We start from the raw sequence: 11,864 nt of genomic DNA on the forward strand, positions 1-11,864 counted from the left end.
TGCGCCGCTCGCCCGAATCTGCCTTAATGAATCACTCGTGATTCGCCTTGTCCAGAGGGCGAGGTAAAACTTTCTTAACCATATGGGATTTCAGCATTTTTTGCACACGCAACGGTAAGCTGCGCGCTTGCGGGACTCGCTGAAGCTGAAAAAGACGCTGCAAATCAGTCGTCCTTGGCGACGGCCAGACGGATCGAAATCACTCTTTCAGGATACGCTCCACAATGTCGCGCACGTCGGTCGAAAGGTTGCCGGCGCGCTCGATTCGCAGCAGGGCGGAGCGGGCATGGTCGGCGCGCACCGGCTCCAGCAGGCGCCAGGAGCGCATGGAGGTCAGAATGCGTGCGGCAAGCTGCGGATTGCGCTGGTCGATATCGAGGATTTCATCGGCAAGAAGACTGTAGCCGGCGCCATCCGCGCGGCCGAAGCCTGTGGGGTTGGCGAATACGAAGGTGCCGAGCACGGCGCGCATGCGGTTCGGATTGGTGCGCTTGAACAGTGGCATGTCCATGAGCTGACGGATGCGGCCAAGTGCGCCCGGGCCGGGGATGCCGGCCTGGATGGCGAACCACTTGTCGACGACCAGGGCATTTTCGGAGAAGCGGTTGCGGAAATGCTCCAGCGCCGCTGCAGTCTCCGCCGTCTCGGGAAAGCGGTGCGCAAGAATGGTCAGCGCGGCGCTGAGATCGGTCATGTTATTTGCCGAATCGTAAGCGGCCTTTGCCCGGGCCGGCGTATCGTCCAGCAGCGACAGATAGGTGAGGGCGGTATTGCGCAGCGCTCTGCGGCCGGCGCTTGCGGCATCCGGGCTGAATGGGCCTGATGTCTGCATACTCTCATAGAGCGCTGTAAAGATATCCTTGCCGGTCTCGGCGACCAACTTGAGGATCGCTTGACGGGCGGTATGGATGGCATCCGGATCGTTATCGCCGCCAAGCTCGCGACCGATGTCGGCTTCGCTCGGCAAGGCCAGCGCCTGAGCGCGGAAGGCCGGCTCAAGGCTGTCGTCGCTTGCCGCTGCCAGCAGCGCATCGATGAAGGCGGTATCGCAGGTGACGGCATTGCCCTGGCGCGCGTCGCGAGCCGCCTGCAGCAGATTGGGCAGCCCAAGGTCGATCAAAGCCTGCCAGCGAGCGAAATGGTCGGTCTCGTAGCGAGCGATTAGCGCCAGATCCCGTGCACTTTGATTGAATTGCAGGTTGATCGGCGTCGAGAAGCTGCGGTTGAGCGACAGGACCGGCCGCGACGGAATGCCGTGGAAGACCACCGTCTGCGCTTTTTCCGTGAGATGCAGCACATCATCGGTCAGTTCGGCGCCGGTCACGGAGGTCGGGACGATCGCAGCGCCGCTTTCGTCAATCAGCGCCAGGCGCAGGGGAATATGCAGCGGCTTCTTGGCCGTCTGGCCCGGCGTCGCCGGCTGCATTTGTTCCAGCGCCAGCGTGAAGGTCTTGGCGGCAGCATCATAGTCGCCCGAGGCGGTCACGAGAGGCGTGCCGGCCTGGTGATACCAAAGCGAAAACTGCGTGAGATCGCGGTGGCTGACATCCTCGAAACATCTGACGAAATCTTCGATGGTGACAGCCTGTCCGTCGTGGCGATCGAAATAGAGATCCATGCCCTTCTTGAACAGCTCGCGGCCGAGCAGGGTGGCGACCATGCTGGTGACTTCGCTGCCCTTCTCGTAGACCGTCGTCGTGTAGAAATTGTTGATCTCGCGATAGGTTGTCGGGCGTACCGGATGGGCCAGCGGACCGCTATCCTCCGGAAACTGCTCCGACTTCAGATGACGAACCTCGGCGATGCGTGTGACCGGGCGCGAGCGCTGGTCGGCGGAAAATTCGTGGTCGCGATAGACCGTCAGGCCTTCCTTGAGGCAGAGCTGGAACCAGTCGCGGCAGGTGATGCGGTTGCCCGTCCAGTTGTGGAAATATTCATGCGCGATGATCCGCTCAATATTGGCGTAGTCGGCGTCGGTGGCTGTGTCGGGATCGGCCAGGACATATTTGTCGTTGAAGACGTTGAGACCCTTGTTCTCCATCGCCCCCATGTTGAAGTCCGACACGGCAACGATCATGAAGATGTCGAGATCGTATTCGCGGCCGAACCGCTCTTCGTCCCACGCCATCGAGCGCTTCAAGGCATCCATGGCATAGGTCGCACGCTGCTCCTTGCCGTGCTCGACATAGATCTTCAAGGCCACTTCGCGGCCGGATATGGTCGTGAACGTATCCTCGACGACACCGAGGTCACCGGCGACGAGCGCGAAGAGGTAACTGGGCTTGGGATGCGGATCGAACCAGGCGGCGAAATGCCTGCCTTCGCCATAGCCGGCGCCGCCAAGAAAATTGCCGTTCGACAGCAGCAGCGGGTTTGCCGCCTTATCGGCGATGATGTTGACGGTATAGGGCGCGAGAACATCCGGCCGGTCGGGGAAATAGGTGATGCGGCGGAAGCCTTCGGCCTCGCACTGTGTGCAATAGACCCCACCGGTGCGGTAGAGGCCCATCAACTGCGTATTGGCCTCCGGATTGATCACCGTGGTGATCGTCAATTCGAAAGGGTTGCTTTCCGGCAGGCCGCGAATGGTCAGGCTGTCGGGCGAGGCTTCGTATCGGTCGGCCGGTACTTCGTCCTGATCGATGAGCAAGCCGGAAAGGACGAGTTCATCCCCATCGAGCACCAGCGGCGCTTTTGGATCGGTGCCCTCGCGGCGGTGAAAGATCAGCCGCGCCTCCACCTTGGTCTCGGTCGGATGCAGATCGAAGGTAAGGTCCACGCGTTCCAGAACGAAGTCGGTGGGACGATAGTCTGCCAGAGAAATGATCTGGCCGGTGTCTGTTCGCATGGTCAATCCTGATCAAGGCTTATGCTGTTCGGGTGCAATCCGAAGCGCTGCCCCGGGTTGAAGGTCGGCGCATCATTACATCGAAATCTGAACCAAAGTTAAAGTCATATCATCACTCCATAATGTTTTGTCGCGGCACAGTAAGTATTCACTTGGTGAGCCAGTTTTCTTATCAGGGCAGGCACCACTTTTGGATGTATATCCAATGTTTCGTTTGCATTACCCATCTGTTTTTACGGGTGCTTACGCGGTTGTTGCCGTGGGAATTGACGGCCTATCGTTGCTGTGCTGTCTTCTGGAAACATCATATTCGGCCAGAGGGCAGTTACTTAGAGTAAATTATTTGTTTAACCTCTTGCGATAAAAGGCCCTCTGCATAACTATAGCATGCTATTAGATGTTGGAATTATGATCGATTCCAGTGAACTCGTTCACAAAAATGAAACATCCTCCCTTTGTTGATAATTGAAATGGGCACCCCAAGGAGGCCCGATTGAGCTTTTCCATCGAGCAGCTTGCTCGTCATCCCAAATTTCTCGTGGCGCTCCGCTTTCTCGCGGAAGCGTTGCGAAATCGCTATGACCATGGCCCCAGGATCGCGCGTGTACTCGCTTCGCATCAGCGCTGGCTGCTTACCCAGACGGCCTACGCGCTTCATCTTGAGTACAACCCGGCCCTGCCTGGCTCCGGGCTGACCGTTGTCGGTCTTCGTGATCTGATTACGCATCATCGCGTTGCCAGCCGCAATACCGTTTTGAGCTTCGTCGACGAATTGCTCAACTATCGCTTCATCATGCTCGCTCCCGGCCATACCAGGCGTCCGCGGCGTTATGTGCCGGCCGAAATTAGTCACACGGCGATGTTCGGGTGGTATCTATCCAATCTGGCGGCGCTCGATCTGCTTGACGATGGTGGCCGGGCCGCAGCGCTGGCCTCGTCTCCGGCATTGCTGGATCTGGCGCAGCCGCGCATGGCACGCCATTGCCTGGACACGGAAGTCTGGCGCGAGCCGCCGGAATGCATTGGCCTGTTTCTCTGGACGGAGGCAGGCGGTCTCGTCGTCGACTACATCATATCGCAAATGGATTTGACGAACGAGAATGCGGATCGAATCGATATCGGGCGCGTCGATGCGCGCGCCCTTGCTGCACATTTCATGATATCGCGCACTCATCTGCAGCGTCTCTTGCGCAAATCGGCCGATCGCGGCGACATTGGCTGGCACGACGAAGCCAAGAAGACGCGCATGTGGATATCGCGCCATTTCCTGGATCAATATTGCGGATGGCAGGCGGTAAAGCTGGCGGCCGTCGACGAGGCTTTCGCCTGGGCTCTGTCCGTCACGGCAGGCAATGATCCGAAGCAATGATGTGATGGGAATATTGGCGAGGTCCTGGCCTAGCTCTTCAGGCGCTGCCGTCAGGGCAGGGCATGATCGCGGGCTTGCTGATCCCCTCGGCTGGATTTCCTAGAGGGGAATACCGGTCGCTGCTGCCCGTGCCGGGCTTGCGTCTCGGCAGTCGTCCTTCCGAAGGCCGCGCGCCCGTTCGAATTCCTCGGCTGCCCGCACCGCGGAGCCGATATGGCCGACCGAACCGAAGAGAGTGATAAGCGAACGCAAACCCGAAGACATGATGCAATTCCTGGAAAACAAAGTGGTGTGCCGTGCAGACGCGACTTTCGCGCCTGTTAATCAGCAGGCGCGGAAATCGGCGAAAATGACGGCTGGACGGCCGATGCGGGCCGAAACGCCTGTTCCTCGCGCAGTCATCTGCTCATTGGCGGCGATGCCGAGGTTGCGATGTCCGTTTATGGCGCGCACGGGATCGATGGCGCGGCGCAGGGTATCAAACCCGCAGTGTATAGGGCGAAAACGTGCAGTCATTGCCTTGGTTCCTTTAGAGATTCCTCCCAAGACACTGCTATATATTGCAATGCAACATTGAGTTTGCAATGCACAACACCGAAAGACTGGCATGCAACTAGTTCATAGCTTATGTCATTTTTCGTTAATGTACGCGAAAATCAGCCTAATATTTCGGCGCCGAGATGATTCTTGAAGGCCAGTAGATCATTCCATGCCAGCCGCTTGTTGATGGGCGCGGTAAGCAATTCCTGGGGATGAAGGCTGGCAATCGCCGGTATCGTTCGGCCGAGAATGTCGATATCGCGCCATTGCCCGCGCAGGCCGTGAATGGTTTCGGCGCTTCCGAAAAAGTGGCGCGCGGTGAAATTTCCAAGCAACAGCAAGGCTTTCGGTTCGGCAAGCGCGATCTGCCGTTCTATGAACGGGCGGCATATCTCGATTTCCGGGGCGGAGGGTGCGCGGTTGCCCGGCGGACGCCATGGGATGACGTTGGTCAGCAGGATATTGTCTCGCTGCAGGCCGATAGCTGCCAGCATCTTGTCGAGCAACAGTCCGGCACGACCGGCAAACGGCGCGCCCTCCCGATCGTCATCGGCACTTGGCATTGGGCCGATCACCATGACCCGGCCTTCCGCCGTGCCGCTTGCAAAGATCGTCGAGCGGGCGCTGTTCTTGAGATTGCAGCTGCTGAAGGCCTCGAGCGCAGTCTTCAGCTCGCCGAGTGACCGCGCGCTTTCAGCCGCGAATCGGGCTTGTTCGACAGCCTGCTCGTCGGGGATGGCGGGCGTATTGCGTGGCGCCGGCGCCGGCGAGGCGACCGCGGGCTTGGCAGCCTGACGTCGGTCCGGCTGTGCCTTTGCGGCAGGCGGCGGCGCCTCGGCTCGCGGCTGTGGCGCTCTTGCACCCTGTCGTGCGGCACGCATGGCCTCGAATTCGGCGAACCGATCGACCGGCTGTTCTTCCAGCAGCCAATCGACACCGGCATCCGCATGAAAATGCAGAAGGGCGGCAAGCTCGGCCGGTGTGAGGTCGCTGGCGGAAATCATGGGGCAACTCTAGCCAAAGCGGCGCGCGAGCGAAAGGGCAGGGGTGCTTGCTATCTCACGCCGTCCACTGGGCGATATCTTCACGTTCGCCGATCAGGGCAAGTCCGTGCGCGATCGACAGGAGTTCGCCACCCGTCTCGATGCGTTCCTGGCCGAAACGCTCGGTGAAGATGCGCCGCACCGCCGGCACGAAGGACGTACCGCCGGTCAGGAACACCTTGTCGATTGCTTCGGGCGGTGTGTTGGTCGTTGTCAGCACGTCGTCCAGCGCCCCTTCGATTCGGGCCAGATCTTCTGCGATCCAGCTTTCGAAATCGGCGCGGCGAACCTGTCTGTGGCCTGCCTTGCCGAGCGGCGGGAAGTTGAATTCGGCTTCTTCCTGAGAAGAAAGCGCCATCTTCGTTGCCGACACGGCCTGGTAGAGCGGATAGCCCTCATCATGCTCGACGAGCTCAATGAAGGTCTCCAGCTTCTCGGGCTCCAGGCTGCTGCGCACCAGCGTCTTCAGATCGGCATATTCGCGCGAGGTCTTGAAGATCGAAAGCTGGTTCCAGCGGCCGAAGTTGGCGTAATAGGAGTTCGGCATTTCCAGAAGCTTGTCGAAGCTCCGGAAGTAGCTGCCCTTGCCGATTGCCGGCGAGACGATGTTGTCGATCATCCGGAAGTCGAAGTGATCGCCGGCGATGCCGACACCGGAATGGCCGATCGGGTTGGCGGTGAGCTTTCCGGCATGGGTCTCGAAGCGGATGAGCGAATAGTCGGTCGTGCCGCCACCGAAGTCGGCAACCAGTACCGTCGCATCCTTTTTCAGATGCTGGGCGAAGTAGAAGGCCGCCGCCACCGGTTCGTAGACATAGTGGATTTCGGGAAAGCCGAAGCGGGAGAGGGCCTCATTGTAGCGCTCCGTGGCGAGCGCCGGGTCCGGATTGGCGCCGGCAAAATGCACCGGCCGCCCGGCCACGATGCGCGAGACGTCGGTTGGCCAGCCGTCTTCGGCATAGGCGCGCAGGCGCCGGACGAATATTTCCATCAGATCTTCGAAACGATGGCGCTTGGCGTAAATCAGCGTGCCCTGGAAAAGCGCGCTTGCCGCAAAGGTCTTGATCGACTGCAGAAAGCGACAGTCGCCGGGATTGTCGATGAACTGTCGGATGGCCGCATGCCCGGCCTCGACCTTCAGCGCCGCGGCACCCAGCCCCGGATCCTTCATGAAGGAGAGCGCCGTGCGCATGCTATCGGTGGTGCCTGCTGCACTATTGAAGGCGACGGACCGTGTGTCGGGTCCATCGGCCATCGCCAGAACCGTGTTCGTCGTGCCAAAGTCGAAACCAAGCGCCCGAGCCATGCCCGCACTCCCTTCCGTCGAAATTTTCTGGATTGGGGCGAAACCCCTGTGAGGCGCGAGACGCGCCCTTGTCGCAAAGAGCGCGCCTCATGCCATGGCTGGGCAGCAAGTGCAAGACTTGGCGGCGGTTTTATTCGGCCCGTCTGCAATTCTGGTCTTGTCAAACGAAACGGGCGCCTCTCGGCGCCCGGTCCCGTTATTCGGCGGCAATCGCCGTCGGTGGTTCTTTGTGATGCTGGTCCTTGTCCTTGCGCTTCCCGAGGCGACCCAGGAAGTCGTTCAGGCGGTTCATCTCGAGGAAGATAACCGGCGTGATGAACAGCGTCAGAAGCTGCGAGACCACCAGGCCACCGACAACGGCGACGCCGAGCGGCTGGCGCAGCTCCGAGCTGGCGCCACCACCGACCGCGATCGGCAGCGCACCAAGCAGGGCGCAGAAGGTCGTCATCATGATCGGGCGGAAACGGCGAACGCAGGCTTCATGGATCGCTTCCCCGGGTGATATGACGGGACTCGATCGAAGCGTTTCCAGCGCCACGTCGATCATCATGATCGCGTTTTTCTTGACGATACCGATCAGCATCAGCAAGCCGATGAGCGCGATGATCGACAGGTCGAAGCCGAAGAGCTTCAGGGCGAGCAGGGCGCCGAGGGCTGCGGCCGGCAGACCGGACAGAATGGTCAGCGGGTGGATGAAGCTTTCATACAGAACGCCAAGCACCACATAGATCGTCAACACGGCAGCCAGGATCAGATATGGCGTGCTGCCCTGCGATTGCTGGAAGATCTGGGCGGTGCCGCCGTAGGACGTAAAAATGTCCGCCGGCATGTTGATGTCCTTCTTGATCTGGTCGATCCGCGCCGTGGCATCGCCAAGTGCTTCGTTGGCCGGCAGGTTGAAGGACACCGTGGTCGAGACGAGCTGGCCGGTCTGGTTGATGGTGACCGGGCCGGTTGTGCGCTCGATATGTGCGAAGGCCGATAGTGGAACCTGGTCGCCCTTTGCAGACGTTACATGGATGCGCGACAGCTTCTGGTCGTCCCATGGCTGATTTGCATCATATTCGATGATGACGTCGTAGCTGTCGCCAGTCGACTGGATCTGTGCGGCGGCGTAGTCGCTGAAGGCCTCTTCAAGCGTGGTACGCAGCAGGTTGTTGTTGATGCCATAGGCAGCCGCCTTCTCCGTATCGACCACGATATTGGCCTGCAACGCGTTGTATTGCGCGTCAGTGGTCACATCGGTGAAGCTTGGATCCTTGCGCATCTCCTGCAGCATCTTATTGGCCCACTGGTTCGTCAGATCAGCGTTCAGTGCCTGGATGATAAGCTGATACTGGCTGGCAGTCTGGCGTCCGCCGAAGCGAAGGCTTTGCTGAGGATTGATGAAGACCTGGATGCCTGGGATCTTGGCGACTGCGGCGCGCATCTCGCGCAATGTCTGGTCGAGCGGCGGACGATCCTTCTTGTCCTTCAGCTGCGCGTAGATCGTACCGTTGTTGAGCGTCTGGCGAGCGCTGGCGCCGACAACCGACATGACATGCTGGACGGCCGGGTTCGCCTTGATCGCCTCGGCGGCCTGGTTCTGCAGGTCACGCATCGCCGGATAGGAAATATCCTGGCGGGCGCGCGTGGAAATCTGCAGTCGGCCGATGTCTTCCTGCGGGAAGAAACTGGCTGGTAGAGTCAGGAAGAGGTAGGCCGAGAGCGCGACCGAGGCAAGGAAGCTTCCAAGCACGATGTAGCGATGGCGAATGCACCATTCGACACCCTTGCCGTAATTGACCTCAGTCCAGTTAAAGCCCTTGTTGAAGAGGCGTACCGGCAGGGGAGGATGGCTGTGGGCGCTGGAGAGACGCGAGCCGAGCATCGGCGTAACGGTTAGCGAGACAATCGCCGACGATACGATGGCGATTGCGACGACCATGCCGAATTCGTTGAAGATACGGCCAACGACCCCGCCCATCAGCAGGATTGGGATGAACACGGCGATGAGCGAGATCGACATCGAGATGATCGTATAGCTGACCTCGGCCGCGCCCTGGATGGCCGCCTGCCGCACAGGCATGCCTTCTTCCATGTGCCGCAGAATGTTCTCCAGCATGACGATGGCGTCGTCCACCACGAGCCCCACCGCGATCGTCAATCCGAGCAGTGAGATGTTGTCGACGCTGTAGCCGAGCACATACATCATGCCGAAGGTTGATATCAGTGAAAGAGGTACGGCGAGACCGGGGATAATCGTTGCCGTCACATGGCCCGTGAACAGGTAGATGACGAGAACGACGAGGCCGATGGTCAGCATCAAGGTAAACTTGACGTCCGAAATGGCCTCGCGGATCGGCTGGGCCGAGTCGTTCATGACAGTCATTTTGACGGAAGCCGGCATTTCGGCATGCAGCTTCGGCAGTGTCTTGTTGACGGCATCGACGACATCGACGGTATTGGCATCGGGCTGGCGTTGAATAGCCAGGATGATCGCCCGCTGGCCATCATACCAACTGCCGATATTCTGGTTTTCGACGCTGTCCTGAACGTCGGCGACATCGCCGAGGTGAATGGGATTGCCATTGGGATTGGCGATCACAAGCGTGCGAAACTCGTCGGCGTTGACGCGCTGCGTATCCGCATTGATCGTCATGCTCTGTGCTGCGTCCTGCAGCGTACCCACCGGGACCTGGTTGTTGGCGTTGACAACGGCTGTATTGACCGTGTCGATACCGATGCCGCGATCCAGCAGCTTATTGGGGTCGACGTCGATGCGCACCGCGTAGGTCTGCGCGCCGTTCACGGTCACTTCGGCGACGCCGGGCAATGTCGAGATCGACGGAGCGATGATGTTCTCGGCGATATCGTCGAGCTTGCTGCGCTGCAGGGTGTCGCTCTGTACGGCGATCAGCATGACGGGCGCGTCGGCCGGATTGGTCTTCCTGTAGCTTGGCGGGGTGGTCAGGTTATTGGGAAGTTTTCTTTGCGCGGTCGAGATCGCCGCCTGCACGTCACCGGCGGCGGCATCGATGCTTCGGTCGAGATTGAACTGCAGCACGATGCTGGTATTGCCAAGCGAATTTGTCGAAGAAATTTCGCTGATGCCGGGGATCGTCTCAAACTGTTTGATCAGCGGCGTGGCGACGGATGTCGCCATTGTCTGCGGCGAGGCGCCTGTCAGCTGAGCCGAGACGTTGATCGTCGGGAAGTCCACCTGCGGCACCGCCGCGACGGGGATGAGCTGGTAGCCGGCGAGACCGGCAAGGACCACGCCGATGGCAAGAAGCGTAGTGGCGACCGGTCGCTGAATACAGAATGTCGGGATCATTGCTGCGCTCCAACTGCGATGGTTTCGGTCTTTCCATCATCGGCCGAAGCGACCTTCTCGTTTGGATTGTCGCTGAACTGTTCCTTGACTTCGCTGCCATTGTTCAGCTGCGACTGACCCTCGACAACGACATGATCGCCGACCGAAAGGCCTGTGGCGACGGCCGTACGGCCGCCATTGGCGCGAGCAATTGTCACGGGCGTGATCTTGACCTTGTTGTCCTTCACCACAAAGGCGATGTAGCCATCCGGCCCTGGGCTGACGGCAACGGTGGGCACGACGACAAGCTGCTGGTTGTCGGCAAAGTGCACCATGACGTTCGTGGAGCGTCCCGGCCACAAGGCGCCGTTGGCGTTCTCGAACGTTGCCTTTACGGCAATCGTTCCGGAAGCCTGATCGACTGTGTTGTCGTAAAAGGTGATTGTTCCGGTGCGAGGCTTGCCCTGTGCGGAACGAGGAACGGTGGTCACCTGTACAGGACCTGCGGCCATCTGCTCCTGCAGTTCGCGCAGGTTGTTTTCCTGCAAAGTGAACTTGATGTATGCCGGATTATATTTGGCAATCGTGACGATTGACGTGCCGGCGCTGACATAAGCGCCCAGGCTCAATTGAACATCGCCAAGCCGGCCATCATAGGGTGCCCTTATGTCGGTATTTCCGAGCAGAACCTGATCCGAGGCAAGCTGTGCTTGATCCGCGCTGAGAGTAGCAACGGCGGCATCGCGGGTAGCGCGCGCTTCGTCGGCGGTTGCCTGAGTGCCGGCGCTGCTGGTGAGCAGGTTATTGGCGCGGGTCAGCGCGCTCTCCGCTTGAGCGAGATTTGCCTGGTCCTTCGTAAGGTTGGCCTGGTCCTTGTTGACGGAAGCCTGTGCCGTACGGGGATCGAGCTTTGCGATCAGGTCGCCGGCTTTGACCGTTGCGCCATCCTTGACCGCAATCTGCGTGATCAGCCCGGCTTCCTGTGCGGCGATCGTCGTTGAATCGACCGGCACGACCCAGCCGGTCGCGGAGACGTCCATGGGAAGCGTGGTTTTGACGGCAGCAACCGTCTTGACGGCGATTGGGCCTGCCTGATGCTTGCCGCCTGCCGGTGCCGCCTTGCTCGCATCCTTGGTTTCTGCGGAAGCCGGCTCAACAAATGAGGAAAGAAAAGGAATGCGGTCGCGATAGCCCCAGGCTGCAATGGCAGCAACACAAAGGAGGCCGAGGGGAAGCCAGATTTTTTTCATATTAAAGAACCGGTCGAAGCGAGTTGAAAAAAGCGCGGTCCCATCAAGGTGTATTTATTGCGTCGCACAACGAAGACGAGTTGCGCCACAATCCATCACATCGCCGTTACCGCTAACGTTCGGTTATTCTGTCCCTATAACGCGAATTCATGAACGCTGATCCAGTGCAATCTACCACAGTTCGATGGCACGAAAAATTAAAGCTTGGAAAGC

8 protein-coding genes are annotated in these 11,864 nt (G+C 59.5%); 1 reads left to right on the forward strand and 7 read right to left on the reverse strand.

Annotation, left to right across the window (positions count from 1 at the left end):
* Positions 1 to 199: 199 nt before the first annotated feature.
* A complete protein-coding gene (pepN, locus tag A6U86_RS01620; protein ID WP_068385436.1) occupies positions 200 to 2,848 on the reverse strand; it encodes an aminopeptidase N in 2,649 nt (882 codons plus the stop codon).
* A gap of 493 nt (positions 2,849 to 3,341) precedes the next feature.
* Between pepN and A6U86_RS01625 the strand changes: the two genes are divergently transcribed.
* Positions 3,342 to 4,217: a hypothetical protein gene (locus A6U86_RS01625; RefSeq protein WP_068385439.1), complete on the forward strand. Its 876-nt coding sequence runs from the start codon at positions 3,342 to 3,344 to the stop codon at positions 4,215 to 4,217.
* 99 nt (positions 4,218 to 4,316) lie between these two features.
* Here the strand turns inward: A6U86_RS01625 and A6U86_RS35530 are convergent, their stop codons facing one another.
* The 6 genes from A6U86_RS35530 to A6U86_RS01650 form a co-directional block, all read right to left on the reverse strand.
* The gene (locus A6U86_RS35530) at positions 4,317 to 4,481 is read right to left on the reverse strand and encodes a hypothetical protein (RefSeq protein WP_174070878.1); all 165 of its coding nucleotides are present in this window, start codon (positions 4,479 to 4,481) and stop codon (positions 4,317 to 4,319) included.
* A gap of 60 nt (positions 4,482 to 4,541) precedes the next feature.
* Positions 4,542 to 4,733 (reverse strand): hypothetical protein, encoded by a 192-nt coding sequence (locus tag A6U86_RS01630; protein WP_068385442.1) that lies wholly within the window; start codon positions 4,731 to 4,733, stop codon positions 4,542 to 4,544.
* Between the two features lie 140 nt (positions 4,734 to 4,873).
* On the reverse strand, positions 4,874 to 5,761 hold the full coding sequence (locus A6U86_RS01635) for a uracil-DNA glycosylase family protein (protein ID WP_068385445.1): 888 nt from the start codon (positions 5,759 to 5,761) through the stop codon (positions 4,874 to 4,876).
* A 55-nt stretch (positions 5,762 to 5,816) separates the two neighbouring features.
* The gene (locus tag A6U86_RS01640; protein ID WP_068385448.1) at positions 5,817 to 7,106 is read right to left on the reverse strand and encodes an Hsp70 family protein; all 1,290 of its coding nucleotides are present in this window, start codon (positions 7,104 to 7,106) and stop codon (positions 5,817 to 5,819) included.
* Between the two features lie 196 nt (positions 7,107 to 7,302).
* Positions 7,303 to 10,422, reverse strand: a complete 3,120-nt coding sequence (locus A6U86_RS01645; protein WP_068385451.1) for an efflux RND transporter permease subunit — start codon at positions 10,420 to 10,422, stop codon at positions 7,303 to 7,305.
* Complete coding sequence (locus tag A6U86_RS01650) at positions 10,419 to 11,651, reverse strand: efflux RND transporter periplasmic adaptor subunit (RefSeq protein ID WP_068385454.1); 1,233 nt, start codon at positions 11,649 to 11,651, stop codon at positions 10,419 to 10,421. Before A6U86_RS01650 ends, A6U86_RS01645 begins: the two co-directional genes overlap by 4 nt.
* Positions 11,652 to 11,864: the final 213 nt, after the last annotated feature.

Origin of the sequence: Rhizobium sp. AC27/96 (assembly GCF_001692325.1) — a bacterium.
GTDB lineage: Bacteria > Pseudomonadota > Alphaproteobacteria > Rhizobiales > Rhizobiaceae > Rhizobium.

Bases quoted from the DNA above. Each gene is read 5' to 3' on its own strand.
- pepN (WP_068385436.1), bottom strand. From the start codon at position 2,848: ATGCGAACAGACACCGGCCAGATCATTTCTCTGGCAGACTATCGTCCC.
- A6U86_RS35530 (WP_174070878.1), bottom strand. From the start codon at position 4,481: ATGTCTTCGGGTTTGCGTTCGCTTATCACTCTCTTCGGTTCGGTCGGC.
- A6U86_RS01630 (WP_068385442.1), bottom strand. From the start codon at position 4,733: ATGACTGCACGTTTTCGCCCTATACACTGCGGGTTTGATACCCTGCGC.
- A6U86_RS01635 (WP_068385445.1), bottom strand. From the start codon at position 5,761: ATGATTTCCGCCAGCGACCTCACACCGGCCGAGCTTGCCGCCCTTCTG.
- A6U86_RS01640 (WP_068385448.1), bottom strand. From the start codon at position 7,106: ATGGCTCGGGCGCTTGGTTTCGACTTTGGCACGACGAACACGGTTCTG.
- A6U86_RS01645 (WP_068385451.1), bottom strand. From the start codon at position 10,422: ATGATCCCGACATTCTGTATTCAGCGACCGGTCGCCACTACGCTTCTT.
- A6U86_RS01650 (WP_068385454.1), bottom strand. From the start codon at position 11,651: ATGAAAAAAATCTGGCTTCCCCTCGGCCTCCTTTGTGTTGCTGCCATT.